Source organism: Deinococcus metallilatus, from assembly GCF_004758605.1.
Lineage (GTDB): Bacteria > Deinococcota > Deinococci > Deinococcales > Deinococcaceae > Deinococcus > Deinococcus metallilatus.
This window is the reverse complement of sequence record NZ_CP038510.1, coordinates 128,610-147,737: the sequence shown is the minus strand read 5'-3', so window position 1 is coordinate 147,737 and position 19,128 is coordinate 128,610. Positions and strand designations below refer to the sequence as shown.

General features: G+C 60.9%; 16 protein-coding genes and 2 pseudogenes. 8 read left to right on the top strand and 10 right to left on the bottom strand.

What is annotated here, in order from left to right:
• Positions 1–113 precede the first annotated feature (113 nt).
• Entirely contained in the window at positions 114–941 is an 828-nt protein-coding gene (locus E5F05_RS00670) for a helix-turn-helix domain-containing protein (RefSeq protein WP_129117123.1), read from the top strand.
• A 107-nt stretch (positions 942–1,048) separates the two neighbouring features.
• Here E5F05_RS00670 and E5F05_RS00665 read toward each other — a convergent pair whose 3' ends face one another.
• The 4 genes from E5F05_RS00665 to E5F05_RS00650 are packed head-to-tail and all read right to left on the bottom strand — an operon-like array spanning position 1,049 to position 4,671.
• Entirely contained in the window at positions 1,049–2,815 is a 1,767-nt protein-coding gene (locus E5F05_RS00665) for a DUF4900 domain-containing protein (protein ID WP_129117122.1), read from the bottom strand.
• Between the two features lie 10 nt (positions 2,816–2,825).
• Positions 2,826–3,746, bottom strand: a complete 921-nt coding sequence (locus E5F05_RS00660; protein WP_129117121.1) for a prepilin-type N-terminal cleavage/methylation domain-containing protein — start codon at positions 3,744–3,746, stop codon at positions 2,826–2,828.
• Positions 3,746–4,195 (bottom strand): type IV pilus modification PilV family protein, encoded by a 450-nt coding sequence (locus E5F05_RS00655; protein WP_171029482.1) that lies wholly within the window; start codon positions 4,193–4,195, stop codon positions 3,746–3,748. Before E5F05_RS00655 ends, E5F05_RS00660 begins: the two co-directional genes overlap by 1 nt.
• Positions 4,195–4,671 (bottom strand): pilus assembly FimT family protein, encoded by a 477-nt coding sequence (locus E5F05_RS00650; protein WP_164973278.1) that lies wholly within the window; start codon positions 4,669–4,671, stop codon positions 4,195–4,197. Before E5F05_RS00650 ends, E5F05_RS00655 begins: the two co-directional genes overlap by 1 nt.
• Positions 4,672–5,107: 436 nt before the next feature.
• Here E5F05_RS00650 and E5F05_RS22015 point away from each other — a divergent pair, with 436 nt between their 5' ends.
• The gene (locus E5F05_RS22015) at positions 5,108–5,473 is read left to right on the top strand and encodes a type IV pilin protein (protein WP_129117118.1); all 366 of its coding nucleotides are present in this window, start codon (positions 5,108–5,110) and stop codon (positions 5,471–5,473) included.
• Positions 5,474–5,613: 140 nt separating this feature from the next.
• On the opposite strand, the gene E5F05_RS00640 is transcribed toward E5F05_RS22015, so the two are convergent.
• The 5 genes and pseudogenes from E5F05_RS00640 to E5F05_RS00620 form a co-directional block, all read right to left on the bottom strand.
• The gene (locus E5F05_RS00640; protein WP_164973277.1) at positions 5,614–6,453 is read right to left on the bottom strand and encodes an integrase repeat-containing protein; all 840 of its coding nucleotides are present in this window, start codon (positions 6,451–6,453) and stop codon (positions 5,614–5,616) included.
• A 392-nt stretch (positions 6,454–6,845) separates the two neighbouring features.
• Positions 6,846–7,064, bottom strand: a pseudogene (locus E5F05_RS21065) (transposase); the annotation flags it as partial.
• 132 nt (positions 7,065–7,196) lie between these two features.
• On the bottom strand, positions 7,197–8,288 hold the full coding sequence (locus E5F05_RS00630; RefSeq protein ID WP_129117115.1) for a transposase: 1,092 nt from the start codon (positions 8,286–8,288) through the stop codon (positions 7,197–7,199).
• Between the two features lie 85 nt (positions 8,289–8,373).
• A complete protein-coding gene (locus tag E5F05_RS00625; protein WP_241687037.1) occupies positions 8,374–10,692 on the bottom strand; it encodes a PA14 domain-containing protein in 2,319 nt (772 codons plus the stop codon).
• 98 nt (positions 10,693–10,790) lie between these two features.
• Positions 10,791–11,594: a Tn3 family transposase gene (locus tag E5F05_RS00620; protein WP_164973275.1), complete on the bottom strand. Its 804-nt coding sequence runs from the start codon at positions 11,592–11,594 to the stop codon at positions 10,791–10,793.
• Between the two features lie 83 nt (positions 11,595–11,677).
• On the opposite strand from E5F05_RS00620, the pseudogene E5F05_RS00615 reads away from it, so the two are divergent.
• From E5F05_RS00615 to E5F05_RS00590, 6 genes and pseudogenes are all read left to right on the top strand, one after another.
• Positions 11,678–12,073: pseudogene (locus tag E5F05_RS00615) on the top strand (transposase); the annotation flags it as partial.
• Between the two features lie 110 nt (positions 12,074–12,183).
• Positions 12,184–13,824 (top strand): IS1182 family transposase, encoded by a 1,641-nt coding sequence (locus E5F05_RS00610; protein ID WP_129117112.1) that lies wholly within the window; start codon positions 12,184–12,186, stop codon positions 13,822–13,824.
• Between the two features lie 93 nt (positions 13,825–13,917).
• Positions 13,918–14,169: a transposase family protein gene (locus E5F05_RS00605; protein WP_129117111.1), complete on the top strand. Its 252-nt coding sequence runs from the start codon at positions 13,918–13,920 to the stop codon at positions 14,167–14,169.
• 272 nt (positions 14,170–14,441) lie between these two features.
• Entirely contained in the window at positions 14,442–15,680 is a 1,239-nt protein-coding gene (locus tag E5F05_RS00600; protein WP_164973274.1) for a transposase, read from the top strand.
• Positions 15,681–15,757: 77 nt separating this feature from the next.
• Positions 15,758–17,260 (top strand): ISL3 family transposase, encoded by a 1,503-nt coding sequence (locus E5F05_RS00595; RefSeq protein WP_241687014.1) that lies wholly within the window; start codon positions 15,758–15,760, stop codon positions 17,258–17,260.
• Positions 17,261–17,513: 253 nt separating this feature from the next.
• Positions 17,514–18,332 carry a transposase gene (locus E5F05_RS00590; RefSeq protein ID WP_164973273.1) on the top strand — a complete coding sequence of 273 codons (819 nt, stop codon included), beginning with the start codon at positions 17,514–17,516 and terminating at the stop codon, positions 18,330–18,332.
• Between the two features lie 161 nt (positions 18,333–18,493).
• On the opposite strand, the gene E5F05_RS00585 is transcribed toward E5F05_RS00590, so the two are convergent.
• Positions 18,494–18,946: a hypothetical protein gene (locus tag E5F05_RS00585; RefSeq protein WP_129117107.1), complete on the bottom strand. Its 453-nt coding sequence runs from the start codon at positions 18,944–18,946 to the stop codon at positions 18,494–18,496.
• Between the last annotated feature and the right edge of the window lie 182 nt (positions 18,947–19,128).

The following is a 19,128-nucleotide window of genomic DNA, read 5'->3' as shown; positions in this document are numbered from 1 at the left end:
ATGGACCTCACCGATATCGCAGAGGACCGACCAGGCTGACGGGGCAAGCAGAAGTCTTGACTTGATGCCAGGTGCCGGGCCTCTCGTTTCAGCTCATTGCTAGCATCCCCTTCATGGGCCGCGAGCAAGACGTGAGGGTACTACTGAGTCAGAGCGAACTGGACATCTTGACGGCAGCAGCACAGCAGATCGGAATGGACCTCTCCTCCTTCCTTCGGCATGCGGCACTAGCCCTGGCCGGAGATATCCGGCCGCAGCGGTACACCCGCTACGAGCTGAACAGCATCTACCGGGAGGCCGCCAGCCGAGGCCACGTCTGGGAAGAGAGCAAACTGCGCGAGCGCGGCCTGCCCCTCTACTGGAGTGAAACCTGGGTGCGCGCCCGCCTAGCGGAGGGCAAAACCGGGAAGCAACTGGCGATTCTCAGCGGCTCTCCTGAGCGGAGCGTGCACCACCACTTGCGAGAAACCCACGGTATCCGTGTGTTCCGGACCCTCACTGACGTACAGATCGCCTCCATCCGTGAACGCTACGCTGCCGGTGAGCCTCGGAAAGAGATCGCGGCTGACCTGGGCGTGTCCAACACCACCATCGGGAAGTATCTCCGGGACATGCCGACCGAGCGAGAACGTGAAGCGAGAGAGGTGCGGGAACGGCGGGGAGGTGAGCCGCTAGAGCCGGTCCAACCTGGAGGGCTGCTGAAACCCAATGTCCAGGGGCTGCGGGACTGGTCCGAGCGCCTGTTTGCAGAACGGGCCGCCACCCTGACTTGGCCCACATCCACCGAACGGATTGCTGATGTCCTCTTTGAGGGCAACCGGGCCGTCGCACGGGGCTGGACGGGCCGCATGGTCAAAAAGGGGCGGCTGCGGCGGCTGACCAAGGGCTGGTTCGACCTGGCCAGCAAGGGAGAAACCGTCAGCGGCAACAGCAGGGTGTAAGCTGACGGCAGAGGAGCCGGAAGGCCACCCGCGTCCTGAGGTGTGCCCTGAAGCAGACCTCCTGCTCTCTTTGGTGAGAGCAGGAGGCCTTGCTCGGCTCTGACTGCTTACTTCTCGTTCCAGGTCCGTTGGATCGGCCAGCCCGTCTGCACGCCAAACTTGGTGGTGGCCGGAAAGAAAGGCGGGGCCACCGCTCCGTTGAAGAACCGCTGGTCAAAGTGGAAGTCGTCGGCATAGCCTGCGATGGACTGCCCATCGTTATTGACGGTACCGCGCAACTGGTCGGTACTCTCGGCCAGACTGCCCAACAAGTGGATCGCCCCCTTGGCCGGAACCTGGTTGGGGCTTTGTACGCCCAGCCCCTTGCCATCCGCTCCGGCCAGGATAGCCCCACTGACGTAAATATCCTTAGGCGCTGCGTCACCGACCATCACATGGCCGGTGCCGGAGATGATCCCCAGCACATTCTCGGCAGTGGCGACCTGCCGGGGATCGTCGGTGTAGGTGACGTCCCCCGTTAGCGTCACCTGTCCCCCCGCCGCGACATTGAGCTGCGTCTTGGGGGCTAGGGCGGGCTGGACCATACTCGGCACCTTGTCGGTGGGAGCAGGGTTGGGGAGGTTCCCGGTCCGGGCTGGCCCGGACAGAGCAGTGATGTTGCCCGAGACGTACAGCTGCCCGTTGGGAACCCCGGTGAGGACTCTGGGTAGGCTGGTCCCCGTGACGTAGGTGGTGGTGTTCGCCGCGTAGTTGACGGTAATCGTGGTTGTCCTGTTGTTCTGGTCCTTGATCGTGTAAATCTGTAAGGCTCCAGAGGTCGAGAGCGTAACGCTGGCATCGCCCTGCACATAGATGCCGCCCGTCACCCTCCCACTATTGGAAGGGACATACGTGCCGTTAGGAATGGAAGAGCAGTTCGAGAGATAATCCCTCAGCGCCTGACAGGTCTGCCCGTTATTCGGTTCATCCAGATTGGTCGCATCCATCCCCAGCGCTGCCCTGGCCTGAGAAAAGGCGTTCTTTGGCAGGTCAATCTCGTCCGCGTTGTACCGCAACCCTTTGTTGTTGGTGTTCGGGGCGGTGCAACCGTTGGGACTGGCCTGCTGACCGGTGACGCGAATAAAGTTAAACCCTCGACAGCCCCGGGCATTGTTCATCCAGACGTATGAACTGGCAGTGGTCGCCCCGGCCAGAAAGGTCGGGCTCCCGCTGAGGGCCCAGTTCTTGTTCACGTGAACGGGGCCGTCATAGGTGCTGCTGGTATCGAAGAAGCCGCTGGTGCCGTTCGACCCACTGCCGCCGTCGTCCGCGAGCAGGATGAACTGGTTCAGGCTCTGGCGCCCCAGGTTGATGCGCATGGTCCCTTCCGTCACCACATTGCGTTTGTTGCCGTTCGCGGTGGCCACGCCCGTAATGGAGTAGTCTAGGTAATAGGTCTGCCCATTGCGATTAAAGCTGCCCTCGTCGGCCCGTAGGCTACGGAAATTGATGGTGCTCGTATACGAGGCTGCCGTGAGGGTGGAAGGGCTGGCCAGCGCAGGGAACGCCGCCTGGATGGCGGCCAGAACGGCTGGGTAGGCCGAGGCGGGCACAATCGCCGTCTCTTCGGCCTTGCTGTTCGAACGGGCGAAGGCATTGACGTAAGGGGTAAACGCGTCGTTGATGTAACCCAGGCCCGGGTTGGCGAGGGTGTAGAACATGTCGGCCTGGGCCGCTTCCGCGTAGCCTCTGGCGCGCGCCTGGCCCTCACTATTGCCCGACTGTTTCAATTCGGACGTGGATTTGATCAGCAGCGTGCTGCCGACCAAAGCGATCAGGACCATCACCATCAGCACGGTCACGAGGATGAATCCATCTTGCTTGTTTCGCTGCATAGGGGCTCCGTTAGCGCAGGAAGACGATCTGACTCGCCGTCAAGGTCCGCGCTCCCTGAACCGCCGCGTTCTGCGGCGTGCTGGTCAGGGTCACGTTGACGCTTCTGGGCGTACAGGTGGGGGTGGGCACGAAGGTGGCGGGCGGGGAACAGTTGGCCACCCCGGCAACCGGGTTTTCCGGCAGATAGGTGAGGGTCAGGGCCGAGATGTTGTAGGCGACCACCTGGGCGGTCTGTCCCGCCAGTTGGCGGTAGAGCGTGCTGTTGCTCACGTAATAGCGCACCGGGATCACCTCGACCACGTAGGTGTTCGGATTCCAGGTGAGCTGGGGCAGGGGCGTCGGGGTATGGTTGAGCACCGCAATTCCCCCCCCCGTCGGGCAGGCCAGGAGGGCCGCCGTCTGAAACACCCGGAAGGCGTCGGGCGCGCGGCCCGCGCCCGCCTGGAAGTTGGTGTTCAGGGTCGAATACAGCACGCCGTAGTCGGACCCGGTGAAGGCGGCGCTGCAACTCTGGGAGGTTCCCCCGGTGTCGGTCAGACTGGTGGGGGACACGACGGTGAAACTACGTGCGGGCAGAGAACTGACATTCGGATAGCCCACCGGGGGCGAAACAACAAAGGTCGAGTTGGCCTGGGGTACAAGAATGGTGACGGAGGTACCGGTGCTGAGGGCGAGGCCAGACGGAACCGGATTCCCGGCGCCATTGACGTCGGCGTACATCACGCGGGGACCGATGGAGGCGCGCAGGTCCTGGGCGATGACCTCGATGGAGGCCCGGAGGGCCTGCTGGACCGGGACATTCTGGTTTTCGCGTGCCTGGATGTGGAGGCTGGTGGCCAGGAGGCTGACAATAAGTCCCAGCAGCAGCAGAGCGATGGCCGCTGCCACCAGCAGCTCGATCAGGGTGAAGCCCTGCTCTCCCCGGCGCATCAGAAGGCCATCCGGGTGGTGAGCGTGGTCGATTTTTCCTGGGAACCCTGCTTCCAGAAGGTCTGGGCACTCACCTCGTACTCCCACACGTTGGCGCCTGACGCCAGCACCCTCAGGGTGACGACGTGGCGGAAGGGCGACATGATGCTTGCCAGTTGCGCGTCATGCGTCGACCAGTCGGAGCTGGAATAACTGTAGTTGTAAGGGTAGGTGCAGGTCACGACACTTCCGCTGACCGTGCAGAGGCCAGGAACCGCCAGCATCGGTTCCTGGTTGGCCCGGTAGCGGTCCAGCCACGTCTCGGCGGCCCGCAGCGCCAGCGTCCGCTGCTTGGCGGTGTTGTTGGTCTGCATAGAAGGCACGAACAGCAGGATGGGAAATAGCGAGACCACCGCAAGCAGCGCAATCGCTACCAGCGTCTCAACCAGGGTGAGGCCAGCGTCCCGCATCACGACTCGATCCTGGTCAGGCCTAGCACCGTGATGCTAAGCACCCGCGTCTTCCCGTTGAAGGTGCAGCTCACCTGATTGAGGGTCTTCATGGCCCCCGCCGCTGTATACCCCAGGCAGAAGCCACCGGACGAACAGATTAGTTTGTCGCCCACATTCACCCCAGATATGGTCACGGACGTATTCTTCTGGGAAGCCAGGACCGGTTGCCCCGCTGCATCCAGATTCTTGACGACGTACTGGTTGGCGGAGACGAATTCGACTTGCGTGCGTTGCCCTTTGGCCATCGCAACGCTGCGTGCCAGGTTGATGTCCTGGGCGAGAGCTTCGACAAAGTCCATGCTTCTGGCATCGCGGATTTGTCTGGAAAAGAGCCAGCCGCCAATGGACAACAAAATGCTGGCAACGGCTAATACCACAAGTATTTCCAGCAGTGTGAAGCCCGCTACCTGCCGCTTCAAGAGAGAGCCGTTCATGCGCTCATCCTGACGATCCGCAGAAGCAGGAAACACCCAAAATTGGGGGGGAGGATAGGCCCCCATTTGGGGGTAGGCAGCGCGAGCACCACCATACCTGCCCTTTTATGGCCTTCCCATGAGGTCGCCAAAGGTATCGCTTCTCTGACGGGACTCGACCTCCTTCCCCTCTCAACAGCTTTAGGCAGCCTCGTCCCGCTTCCCCAGGCGTCCTTGAGTTCGTCAGGCCGCCCTGATTCCCAGGGCATACAAGCCCCCGTAGCTCAGCACCCCGAAGCGCGGGGCTAGGGCGCGGCCTTGATCGTAAGCTTCCTGTAAGAAGGGTGAGGCTATATCTGCTTTATGAGTACGGTAAGGGAGCCGAACTCAATTGCTATCCCCGGCCCGAGGGAACTTTCTCCCGATTCCTTACCCCGACGGCCACTGAGGAGACACTATGAAGAACGGAACCCAGGGCTTTACCCTCATCGAGTTGCTGATCGTGATCGCGATTATCGGGATCCTTGCGGCGGTTTTGATCCCAAACCTGCTAGGAGCACGTAAGCGTGCTTACGATACTGCCAGCATTAACTGCGGAAAGGCGCTTCAGGTTGCCGAAACGGCTTATCAAGGCGACAAGCGCACGTACGGCAAATATGCCGACTTAGACACCGACCTGCTGACCGCCTGCACTAACACAACTGCTGGCACGATTACCGTTACAGATAAGACGAACACCGATACCGCCTATTCGTTCACCGTAAAGGCGGCGAATGGCAAGAACACTTATCTCGTCACGCAGGACAACATCCAAGTACAGTAAGCTTTTTTCGGGAATCGCCGGGGCCTATCTCCCCGGCGATTCCCATATCGAGATCCATTTTACAAACAATTTTGGGGAGGGCTCGAGTAACCCAAATTCAAGTATCCGTCGCGCCGCTCGACTTGATGTCTACTGAGGAGTCAATTTCCCTTGAGGAAAACTTCCCAGCCTTGCCATTCGGAGTACACCTTATTGGGGGTACTGGGAAGGCCAGGATACTGCCGGTAGACCTGCGAATACTGCCGGAAGCTGATAATACCTGCCCTCCGCACAGTTCGGCAGGCCTCGTCATAGCTCAGGAACCGCGAGGGCTTGCCCTCCTCCTGCCCCAGAAACGCTGCCCAGCCTTGCCATTCTGGATACACCTCACTGGGCATGCTGGGCAGACTGGAATGCTGACGGTATAGGCGCGCGTAGGCCCGAGCATCAGTGACGCCCATCTCCCTCACCACCTGAGAGGCCTCGATATAGGACAGTCGCCCTGGAAGCTGCAGGAAATCTTCCCAACCCTGCCACTCGGGAAAGGCGGTGGGCCGGGTCGGGAGGCGGTGATCTTCCTGCACCTTCTGGAAATACTCGGTGCTCGAGCCTAGCCCCAGGCTGCGGGCCAGGGTCCGGGCCTCGGCAAAGCTCAACGGCGTGGGTTGACGCCGGGTCCGGCCCGTCCCGAGGAAGGTACCCCAGCCGGGAAACTCCTCGTAGAAGCGGTCTGGATTGGAAGGCAACCCCTCCACCTCCTGATAACGCGCCTCATACTCGGCGGAGCTTTGATACCCCTGGGCCTGGACTGCTGCGCTGGCCTCTTCCAGCGTCAGAAATCTCCGCGCCGTTCCTAGGAAGGTCCGCCAGTCCTGCCACTCCCGGTAGACCTGCTCAGGGGCGCTGGGCAAGCCGGGAATCTGACGCCAGTTCTTGCGGTACACCTGCTGGGTGGTCCATCCCGCAGCTTGCACGGCAGCTCTGGCCTGCTCGTACGTCAACCTTTCCCTCTCCTTCGCCATCAGTGTCTCTACTATCGCAGCCGACTGCCCGATGGGTGTGTTCCCGCCCGGGCAAATGTGGGGCAGCCGCCAGCGTTTTCATGCTGTGCGCTCCCGCTCAGGCCCCTTACGACGACTGCCACCGCTGGCATTCCTGCCCGAGCGACATGGGGCCTACGTTTGCGGCGACCTAGGCTACACCACGTACTGCCCCACGACGGAGCAGGCCCGGAACAGTGCGGTTTCCACGCCCCACCCGTCGTGGGCACCCCCAGCGGACAACCACGAACCTGAATCTCCGGTCTGGCTCTTCCGCCCAGACTGCCAAGGTGGCGACGCCCCCGGCGGGAACCGCCGTTCAGCTGGTGTCCTGCTCGTCCGGCTGGTGCAAGGTCAGTGTTCCAGGGGCTGACGTTCAGGAAATGGTGGAGGCGTTGGTATGGGAGCCCGACGTGCTCTGCGATCGGCTCGGTGCTCTTCCGTTCCAGCGGGGCGCGGAGACCACGAACGTATCTGGGGAGGCAGGCACGCTGCCTCGGGTGGTCGAGGGTTTTCAGACCGGGAGACAGGAAGTCGGGACAGGGCCGCTGCCAGTTGTGGGGGACGGGCATGTCCGCCAAGATCGGTCATCACGGCGAGGGGCGGCTGAGAGCCGCCCCGGAGTGACAAAGTCCTGCTAATCATCTCCGCCGCCCCCAGTCAACCCCTATTCGCGGTAACTTGCCAGAACCCTTCTGCATGACTCAGGTTTTGCACCTGGATAGGGTCAGTGAATAGCCGTGCTGGCGCAGGAATTCCTCCTCTCGCCAGACCTGCACAGCGAGTCGCTGAACGACCAGCAACGGTAGGGCCACCCGAGCCGCAACTTCCGCCGCTTGTTCCAGCGAGAGGCCATCGGCTCGACAGAGCATTGCCAGGGTGAAGGCCGCGAAGACCAGCAGCACCCAGCGGTCCAGCCCCTGAGCGGTTCGCAACGCGAACCGATTCAGCCCAAAGCCGTGCTTGGCTTCCTTGAAAAAAGATTCGATGGCCCAGCGCCGTGCTCCCTCCCGGGCGACACAGTCGCCCGGGAGCAGTTGGGAGGCGACCGAGAAAAAGGTGCGCTCCCCTCGGTCAACCCGGGCCAGCGTCAAGGTCTCCCAGGGCCAGTTGGCAAGATGCACCCAACTGCCGTGTTCGCAGTCCTGCACCATGACGTGCCCGGGATGGTCGGTGCGTCGGGTCGAACGCACACCGACCACGAACTCGAAGCCCAGGTCCCACACGCCCTGAAGGAACTGGGCGGACTCGAAGCCGCTGTCGGCTAGCACCCAGACATCGAATTGGCGGCTGACTTCGGCGGGAACGGTTGCCAGCAGGTCCAGGGCAAGACGCACGGGGGAAGGGGACCCCTTCCCCCGATACACCCGATAACCGACGGGGAACTTCAGGCCCCCGTACACCGCGTACAACACCACCAGATGCAGGCCGTAGACCTCGTTATACACGCGGACGAAGGGGAGATCGCGTCCCGTCTTCGGGACGCTGGTCAGGTCCACGCACAGCCGCAAGCGAGGATGATGTTTGCGCCGTGCCGCAAGGAGCAGGGCCTCCCATTGGGCCTGGACCAGGGTCGCCCAGCAAGCCGCCGTGTCCCATTCGTACACATTCAGCAGGCGACTCAGGGCACTGGCGCTGACTGTGTGAGCCCGGTGCAGCGCCTTTTTCGTCTTCAGGTCGAGGAAGAGCCCCAGCGCCGCCTTCAGGCTGCGCTGCTGATAGGAGCTGCTGGGGACAGCCAGGAGCGCGTCTGCCAAAATGGAGGCGCGCTCCCCGCGAAGCTTGAGGTTCCACACACCCTCTTTCTCGCGTCTGGGAGCGCTTTTTCGCCACCTATTCAGGTGCAAGTTCTAAGCATGACCCTTAATCTAGTTAAAAACGTTATTTACAAGATGCCTCTGGATGTTCTGCCTTATAGGCTTCTATAATTCTTGCTACGGCGCCTTCCATAGCGGATTCCGGTTCACCTGTTCCAAAATCAAATCCGTTTAACATACTGTATTGATTTTGGCCCACCGTAGTCTCCGGGTTATACAGATTATTGTAAGTCTCATACCCAGAGAAGCTAGGTACTCGACCCGACGGAAAAGACCAGTTCGGGTCATAAGCTAACCATAGAATGTAACGGCTAATATTCTTGTCCAACCCAACAGCTTCATACCTACAAAGCTCTCTTCCGTAGCTGATAACAGGTTGAGTCCTCCAAGTCCCTTCCCAGGGATAAGGCCTATAGCCTGGCCAATCAAAGCTAGCTTTGCACTCCACATTCACCTGCACAGTCTTCGCCTCCACCCCCACATCCGTACTCCCCACCGTCACCGTGTAGGTGCTTGTTCCCGCCACCTCACACAGCTTGCTGACGCTCACGCTGGCGGCCTGCTCGGCGTTGAGGGTGCCGCTGGTAGGCGAGAGCGTAAGGGCGAGGTCGGAGCTGGTGAGGGTGTAATGGAGGGTGGAGCCAGGGTCACCAGAGTTGTTGAAGGAGAAAGTGCCAGTGGCGGTTTGGCCGACGGCAGCAGAGATGGAGAGAGGATTAGGTGTTGAATCAGAGATGAGCGGCTTCAATTTGTCGTCATAACATTCTACTGAAACTGCGCCAGCTAGGTTGATGGGATCTGTCGCGTTAGTTGCTAGGACAATGTTGGAGACAAGATTGCCTACCTGAGTGCAGGTCCAAGATATAGGTAAAGCATGTCCTTCACCTGGCGCTAACAATCCCAAAGATTTAACTCCGTGAGTAATACTATCGCTATTGCTGCTAATGCTTGCCGACGATACCAATGTTGCGTTTGGGGGACGCTGCGTGTTGTTTGTGGTATTACTTATCAACAATTGGATAGTGTCAGAATTCCCCACAGGGGTACGACGCTGCACAAACGGTGGAATGTCGGCCCCAACAATACATTCTTGGTGAGTCCTTATGCAAAGTAGATAAAGCTTCCACATCTCTTTATAGGAGATGTCATAAGATCCCGCTTCTGGATCAATTATAACCAAAGCCCCTCCAACTTCTGGTGCGAAGACCGCAATTAATCCATCTTCAAAAAAACCAGCTACTCCACAAACAGCGTTTCGATAATACAAAGCGGCAGAGGCGCATGCTCCCCCACAGTCTGGGGGAGGAGGGAGGAGGAGGTTGCACAATCCGTCAGTAATTACTTGAGGAGTTAAGGTACTACTTGGTTGGGTAGAGCTTGAATTATATATGTTATTGTTAAGGAAGAGAACTAACCTTTTTTCAAAATTTGATTTCTGTTTAGAAGTTTGGCTTCCATCAGGGTTTATATACAAAGACACATCCCCTAAAATCTCTTTGGTTGAACCAATCTCATCCGTAAGAGTTATTATTGAGGAGTCTATATTTAGAGTATTAAGCATAATTAACTTATTATCTTTAACACCCGCCTCGATAAAGCCACTTTTGTTAGGCTTCGGGATATACAGGAAGAAGCTGCCGTTATTGAGCAAAACAGTCTTAGTTTTTAAGGGATCTGGAGTAATTCCCAGTAACTTGAACTTTGGGTCGCCTTGTAGAGCAGATAAAGCTATTTGATAATTAGACCCCGTGGGGTACATACCTGCAGTTGGTACAATTTGCTTTGACTGACTTTTGCTGCTCCATTCCAACTGTATGGTACCAGAATTTACAGTGCCTCTAAAGTAATCTATGCGAATATCATATTTATGGCCAGACAACAATTTGACAATGCCATTATTAGTCCTCTTGTTATGGTCGGACCAGTCATTTATTATGAGGTGACCGTTTACAAATAAGCGAGTCCCACCGCTTGAAGTTACGTAGAAGGTGTACTCTTCATTATAATTCGGTGTAATCTGTCCATTCCAACGAATACTATACGTTGTAGGGTCTATTCCCCCAACAGGTGCCGTGGTTCCCCAACTCTTGTTGATCGTCGCATCTATCTGGGTCACGGACGTTCCCGTGAAATCCATGTTGTTGTAGTAGGTGCCGGTCAATCCCGTGGTTCTGGCGGCCTGGGTCTCCAGCGTCTCTGACCCCGCTGGAAGAGTGGCGGCCGGTGTAGGCGCTTGCCCACACCCGACCAGGGCAGCTACCACGCTAAGGACAAAGAGCGAGGCCCACCACATTCTAAACGTTCGTACCATTCCTGCCTCCTGCTCCCTAGCAACTTCATGTGAGTTATCTGGGAAGACAGTGAAAGCATATATGAGCAGCATCCTCACGAAGCCGCACATCCGGCACCTGGCTACTCCTCAAAACGTCACAGAATGTCCTCACGGTAGCAATGGAACGGCGAACCAGCATATGGCCCTTTTTATTCGTGCAGCACGTCATCGGGGTCACGTAAAGGGCGCAGCCCACCCTGTTTCACCGCCTCGGCCAAGGTGAAGGCATACCGCCCCTCCAGGTGGATATGCTCGAACCGCAAGGGGGACAGCCGCTCCACATCCTCATCGCGCACCTCGCAGCCCTGAGCGCGCAGATGCTCGACGGCCAGCCCCAGATACCGGCTGTTCCACAAGGTGATGGCGTTCAGCACCAACCCGAGCGGACCCAATTGATCTTCCCGTCCCGCCCGGTAGGGCTGACGCAGCTCCCCACGCCGTCCCCCGAACACGGCGCGGACCAGGCTGTGCCTGGCCTCCTGCATGTTGCGCTGCGTCCCGATGGTGCGGCGATACTGCGGGTCGTCGTGATAGGTCAGCAGGTGCAGGGTGGCTGGAACGCGCCCGAAGGCTTCCAAAGCCCGTGCTAACGACCCCTTGGGCTTCACACCGATCACCTTCAGCAACTCCGACGCCTTGACGGTGCCCGTGACCAGAGAACCCGCGATCCGCAGCAGGTCGTCCCAGTGGGCCGCAATCAGGCGCGTGTCGATGCGGTGAGCGGCGAGGGCATTGAGCTTCCCATAGTCGGCCCCCCTGTCCATGCGCCAGTAGCGGCGCTCGGCGATGTCGGCGAGAAGCGGGCTGAACTGGTAGGACAGCAGTCGGAAGAGGCCGAACACCATCTCCGACGACGCGCCGGTATCCGAGATGAGCCGCTGGGGCTTCAGCGATGTGTTCTGTTCCAGCAGGCCGTCGAGGGCGTAGAGCGAGTCGCGCAGGGTGCCGGGCACGACGATGCCGTGAAAGCCGCTGAACTGAGGGTGACCCGGTTTTGCGCAGATGGAGATAAGCCTCGAAGATAGGGGGCACCATCATGACGAACCGCAGAATCCATACCGCCGAGTTCAAGCGTTACGGCCGTGCAACTCGCCCGAACCAGCGGCAATCTCTCGGGCACGGCCCGCGACCTGGGCATCAATGTCTCGCTGCTGCGCAAGTGGATGAACGCTGAGCAGGAGAAGGGGGAGGCGGCCTTTCCTGGTCAGGGGAAGCAGATTCTGACCCCGGAGCAGCAGGAGATCCAACGGCTCCGCAAAGAGAACGAAACCCTGCGACAGGAGCGTGAGATCCTGAAAAAAGCGGCGGCCTTCTTGCCCAGAGCAGGCCCCAAAGCGGTTTGGGGCCTTGGGCGCTTCTTCGCCAAAGCGACCACTCGCTGAGGTACCGCTTCATCAACGCTCACCGCGAGCAGTACCGCCTGGACGTTGTCGCCGCCGGGATAAATTGGTTCTGGCGCGATCTCGATACCGCTGGCAAACCTCCTGCGCCTCACCCCCGCGTCACTCGGCGGCTGTGAAGTGGAGGCAACGGAGGTCGAGTATGTCGATGAAGTCCTCGTCCGTGACCGTCGTGCCCGAAGACACTGCCCGCGTGGCGAAGGCGGTGTTCAAGAAGGGGAACCGCTACCTGACGTTGCGCGATACCTTCGGCGACCTCTTCGACGCCACCGAGTTTGCCCCGCTGTTCTCCAGCGAGGGCAAGCCCGCCGTCAATCCCGCGCGGCTGGCCCTGGTCACGATCATCCAGTTCGCTGAACAGCTCTCCGACGAGGTGATGGCCGACCAGGTGCGCAGCCGCATCGACCTCAAATACCTCCTGGCGCTGCCGCTGGATGATCCTGGGTTCGACGCCTCGGTCCTGAGCGAATTCCGGACCCGGCTGGTCGAAGGCCGGGCCGAGAAGCTGCTCTTCGAGCAGCTTTTGGCACGCTTCCGGGAACACAAGCTGCTGCGGGTTCGCGGGCCACAACGCACGGACAGCACGCACGTCCTGGCCGCGGTGCGTGCCCTGAACCGGGTAGAAGTCGTCACGGTCACCTTCCGCAACGCCCTCAATGCGCTTTCTGTAGCCGCCCCCGATTGGCTCACCGGCCATCTCCAGCCCGAATGGCGCGAGCGTTACGGGTACCGGCTCGAACCGGGACCCCGGCCACGCAACAAGGCCGAGCGTGCCCAGTTCGCTCAAACCGTTGGCGCGGACGGAATCGTGTTGTTCCGTGCCCTGTCGGCGGAAGATGCTCCTGGTTGGCTCTGGCAGCTTCCAGCCATCGAAACCCTTCGGCAGGTATGGCTCCAGAATTACGCTCCAACCCACGAGGGCGCGCTGAGCTTTCGTGAGCAGGACCATCCGCCCGCCGGGCGGTTTGTGAGCTCGCCTTTCGATGCTGACGCCAAGCTCGGCGTCAAGTACTCGACGTCGTGGGTTGGGTACAAGGTTTACCTGACCGAGAGTTGCGACGAGGATCTGCCCCACCTCGTGACGAATGTCGAGAGTTCGCCCGCCACGACGTCCGACATGGCCGTGCTACCGGAGGTCCATCGACATCTGGAGCTGCGAAATCTCTCGCCCGAACGCCACTTCGTGGACAGCGGGTTTATCGCGGCCGAGTCGCTGGTGCAGGCCGAGGATCAGGGCATCACCTTGCTGGGCCGAGCACGGCCGAACGTCCAAAGGCAGCTTTCGGGACCGGAACGGTTCTCGATCGAAGATTTTGTGGTGGACGACGCAGAGCAGCGAGTGACGTGCCCGGCGGGCAAGGTGAGCCAGAGTTGGACGTCTGCCCACAATCTCGACCAGGCCGTCATCAAGGTCAAGTTTTCCCGCACCGACTGCTTGCCCTGCCCATTCCGGGAGAGGTGCACCAACGACGCGCGGCGATCCATCACTCTTCGCCCACAGCGGGTTCGTGAGGCTTTGCAGCGGCGACGAGTCGAGCAGGAGACGCGGGAATTCATCCGCACCACGCGGATACGGGAGGGGATCGAAGGTACGATCTCGCAGGGCGTGCGGGCCTGTGGGATGAGGCGTTCACGCTATCGAGGGCTCGCCAAAACGCAGTTGCAGCACCTGGCGGTGAGTTCGGCGATTAACCTGCAACGGGTAGCGGATTGGCTGATGGGGGTGCCGCGCGAACTGACCCGACAGGCCGCCTTCGTTCGGCTCTACCCGACGGCCGCGTAGGTTTGCCAGCGGTATCGAGAGGGCGCCAGAACCATTTTTATGGGTCTCCCTAGCTTTTGGTGACGCGGGCTGCAGGATGCGGATACTCAGGGCATGGACCTCCAGCTCTGTCTCCCCGATCCCGAGCTGCTGGCACTGCAAGCCACGACGGTGCAGCCTGAAGTGTTGTGGCTCGACCTGGAAAGTCGAGCGCCGAGCGGCGTCTGCCCCAGGTGTGGTCAGCCTTCGTCTCACCGGCACAGCCGCTACACCCGCATCCTCAAGGACGTCGCCCTGCTGGGGCGACGGGTACGTTTGCGCCTGACGGTCCGCAAGTTCTTCTACAACTCGGTCGGATACGCGTAGCGCATCTTCTGTGAACGCTTGCCCTCAGTCGCCTTCCCCTGGCGGCGCAAGACGGTGCGGCTGGAGCGGCAGAACACCTTGGTCGCCTTGGAAGTGGGTGCCGAAAGTGCGGCCCGCGTCCTCGGGCACTGTGGCTGCCCGGTGAGTGCCGATACCCTGCTCGCCGGGATCCGGCGCCTGTCCCCCGCACCCAATGTCGTCCCAGTTCTATATCTGGGCATCGACGACTGGGCATGGTGCAAGGGGAAGGCGTACAGCACCATCCTATCCTGGTGGACCTGGAGCGGCACTGCGTCGTCGATCTGTTGCCGGATCGGGAAGCGGACACGCTGGCGGGGTGGCTCGCGAGCCACCCCGAAGTCGAACTGATCACCCGTAATCGTGGTGGGGCCCATCAGGAAGGGGCCGCGCGAGGGGCGCCTCAAGCCCAGCAAGTCGCCGACCGCTGGCATCTGCTCAAAAATCTGCGCGAGACCCTGGAGCGGTATTTCCAACGCACGCACACGACCTTCGCCGCTTTGCAGAAGGCTCTTTCCGCGTCCGATCCTGTGCCAGATGAAGCTGTAGAGGAAGGAACGCCGGAAGAGCCTGCCGCCCAGCCCCAGACTCAGCCTCATCCCCCTTCCGCCCACAAGCAGCACTGCTTCGAGGCGGTCAAACGCCTGCTGGCCCAGGGACGGTCGGTCAAGCAAACGGCCCGTGAGGCGGGCGTCGCCATCGGCACGGTCAGGAAATACGCCCAGTTCGAGCAGCATCCCGGCTCAGCGGCGCGGCCACCGCGCCGCCGCGTGGTTGCCCCCTACCAGACGTGGCTGACTGCGCAATGGCAGGCGGGCAGGTGCAACGCTATGACGTTGCACCAAGAGCTACGGGGGCAGGGCTACCCGGGCGGCTACACGGCGGTCCGTGAGTTCTGTCGACAACTTCGCCTGGCCGCGCTGCCAGGGACGCCGGGCAGCTCAGCCCAACGTCGCTTCGTCTGTCCCTCACCCAGGACGCTTTCCTGGGCTGTGTTGATTCCCGGAACCATTCGCGTATCGGAAGTGGGCGCGTTGCTGGAAGCGGGTCGGGCCACGGTGCCCGAGTTCGTGCAGGTGGAACGGCTGTTGACGACGGACTGGAAGCTGCTGGGGGGGCACGAGGCCCAGCCCCTGCGGGGCTGGCTGACGGAGCTGGAGAAAAGCGGGATCAAAGAACTTCAAGCGTTTGCGGTTGGGCTTGACCGCGACTTCGACGCCGTGATGGCGGCGTTGGAGACGTCGTACAGCGACGGACAGGTGGAGGGACAGGTCAACCGCCTCAAGACCATCAAGCGGGGGCTGTACGGTCGGGCGGGCCTGGACCTGCTCAAGGCCAGGGTGCTACACCGCGCCCACCGCCCGGCGGCCCGCGTCACCAAAAGCGAGAGATTTTGGGTCTTCGCAGATCTTGGTGAACCGACCTCAGGCTTCCATACTCGGGAATGGACGTGTCCGCTTACCTCCCGAATCCCGGCACCTTCACCCTCGTAAACACCCGGGTCACGTCCCAGGTCGTCTGGCTCGAAGTCGAGAGTCGAGCTTGCTCGACTCCCTGCCCCCGGTGCGGTGTGCCCTCCACCCGCCGTCACAGCCAGTACACCCGCATCCTCAAAGATCTGCCCCTCTTCGACTGTCGTGTTCGTTGGCAGCTGACGGTACGTAAGTTCTTCTGCGACGTCCTGGACTGTCCACAACGGATCTTCTGTGAGCGACTGCCAACGGTGACCGCCCCCTGGCGGCGGGCGACCTTGCGACTGGAAAGGCAGCAAGGCCGAGTCGCCTTGGAGGCAGGGGCACAAAGTGCGACCCACATTCTCAGAGAACTCGGCAGTGGGGCAAGTGCGAACACGCTGCTGGTGCGGCTCCGGGCGTCACCGACATCGGCCCCGCACCTGCCCGTCCGGTCGCTGGGAATCGACGACTGGGCGTGGCGCAAAGGACAACGGTACGGCACAATCCTGGTCGATCTGGAGCGACACCAGGTCGTCGATCTGCTTGCAGATCGAGAAGCAGCCCCGCTGGTCGCCTGGCTCAACCAGCATCCTGAAATCGAACTCATCACCCGCGACCGCTCCACGGCGTATCAAGAAGCGGTCACCCTCGGTGCGCCCCAAGCGGCTCAGGTGGCGGACCGCTGGCACCTCGTGAAAAACGTACGTGAGACGCTGGAACGGTTTGTCCTTCGCACCTATAACACTTTCCGAACCATCACCCGCACCTTACCCACAGACCCCGTCCCGCCCCCTCCGAGTCCTGCCGTTCAAGAACCGCTCCTCTCCATTGACGCTGCGCCTTCGGGGATGGGTCCACCGACGTCCAGGCAGACAGCGCGTTTTGTGGCGGTGAAAGACAAATTGCAGCAGGGGCTGTCTGCCAAACAAGTCGCCCGCGAAGCTGGGGTTGCTCTGGGAACCGTCAAGAAATATCTCCACCTGGAGCAGCATCCCGGTAATGCCCGGCCCAAGAGACGACCACGCGAACTCGCGCCATTTCACGGCTGGCTCCAACAACAGTGGGCCGGTGGGACAAGAAACGCCTCTGCGCTTCATGCGGAGCTTCGGACCAAGGGCTATACAGGTGGATATACCACTGTTCGAGAATACTGTCGGCAACTTCGTCTGGGAGATCCGACACAGCCCCGTCCCTGGGTTTGTCCGTCGCCCAGGACGTTGTCCTGGGCCATCCTTAACCCCCTGCTGATCCGGGCACCTCAACTCGTGACCTTGCTTGAACGGTGCGCGACCGAACATCCTGAATTCTCCAAGGTCGCTCAGATCCTCACGAACGGCTGGAACATGTTCAGGCGGACGTCAACGACCCCTTTGAGAGCATGGCTCACAGCCCTGACGGACAGTGGGGTTCAAGAGCTTCAAGCGTTCGCGGTCGGAATTGACCGCGATTACGACGCGGTCCAGCGCGCCTTGGAGACCGCGTACAGCAATGGCCAGGTGGAAGGTCAGGTGAATCGACTGACATCTTGCAGTTTTAAAAAAAGACGTCTGGAACGTGCTTTTGGCCCCATAGTGGGGTGTGTATCCAAAAGAACGGCGTCCCAGACGACTTTATTCTGACATCCTGCGCTGCTTTTCCCGTAAGCAGCACCGGGAGTCGTTCGAGGTCTTCCTCGACCTGCTGCTGGACGGTTCGGGCAGACCGCTGCCGGAACGGGCCACCGTCAAATCACCCTCGGCCCTCAGCCGCTTCCTCAACCATGCGGCTTGGGATACCCGGCGGCTCTGCCGGGTGATGCGTCGGCACGCCCAAGAGACCTTGCAGGACTTCTAGCGACAGCAGCCCCATCAGCGCCCCCGACTGGACCTGCTGGTGGACCTGACCAGCCTGGAAAAGACCGGCAAGTTCAGCGAACTTGCCGACTGGGTTCACACCTTCAACAGCGTCCACGGCGTACATCTCGTGGTGCTGTACCTGTGCTGTGGAGAGCTCCGGCTGCCCTGGGCCTTCCAAGTCTGGCGGGGGAAGGGGTCCCCTTCCCCCGCGCAGCTCGCGTTGAAGTTGCTCCGCACCGTTCCTGCCGCCCTGCTGGCTGGAAAACGGCGTCCCCGTCAGCGTGCAGACGGGGGATTCGAGAGCGCCCAATTTATCCAGGGTGTGTTGAGTCGAGGGTTGGACATCGTGGTGGGGGTGCGTTGCACCCGCAAGCTGGAGGATGGCCGCCAGATACGGGACCTGATGGTGCGAGACAGCCGAGTCAAGCCCCGTGGGCTTGACCCGACCATGTGCGTCTCCTGGGTCTGGTTGTACCGGAACAAGGAGCCAGAACAACGGTTCGTGATGTCGAATCTCGACCTGGGCGGCAAGTACCTGGCCCGGGTGGGGAAGCGCCGCTGGCGGATCGAAGCGTTCTTCAAAACAGTCAAGGGCCGCTTCGGACTCGAACGCTTCGCCCAACACAGCAAACAGGGGGTATTGCGCTGGTGGTGCCTCTCCGGGATGGCCTTCCTCCTTTGCCATTTCCAGGATCTCGACCTGTCTGTGGCGGTGCGGGAGACCTGGCCGGACTGGGGCAACTTGGCGAGAACCGTTCGGTTCTCGTTCGTCCCCGAGGTGCGTCGCCGAGCACTTCAACTGGAACTCATCGCGCTTGACGCCTTCCAGCACGCACTTTTTGCACCCTCAGCTTAAACTGCAAGATCTCAGTCGACTTAAGACGCTGAAACGGAGCATGTACGGTCGGGCGAGACTGGAGTTGCTCCGGGCACGGGTGTTGTACCGCTCGGGCTCCGCCTGAGGGCGGTTCACCAAGATCTGCGAAGACCCTTTATCCCGCCATCGTCAGTGGAGGGTTACCTTGTCGCCTCCTGCACCTCCAGCGTCCGCTCGCCGTCCTCGGTATCAAAGGTATAGGCGCGCACCGCCAACTCGTCGCACTCCTGCCGGAGCACCAGCAGGGGCCGGTGGCGGTCCACCAGTTGCAGCGCATGCGCCTGGCGCACCAGACGCGCTTCCTCCTCCGGGCCACCCACGCCGGTGGGAAAAGCCAACCACTGTCCCACCCAGTCGATGCTCGGGGAGACGGTCACCCGCAGCGCGTCCGTCCAGCCCAGGACGTACTCGGACTGCATCGCAAACGGCTGCCCGGGGTCGTACTCCACCCAGCGGATGTAGCCCGCCAGGGACGCACAGACGATCTGGAGCCGCTCGCCCTCCGCCTCCCAGTGTCCGAACACTGGGCCGCTACGGTAAGCCGGGGTCACCCCCAGTTGGTTGTGGAAGAAGGCCACGGCACCCTCACTCAAGGACACGCTTCTGGTCGGCTGACTGCCGGGGTGGTCCTGGGGCTCCCACGCTGGAGTCAACCCTAGGAAACGGCGGTGGGCACGGGCAAGTTCAAATTCCATAACTTCCTCCTCCAGAACATGAGTGACGGAGCAGGTGGTGGGCAACCAGCCGGAGAGAACCGTGAGGGAGGTCAGCAGGG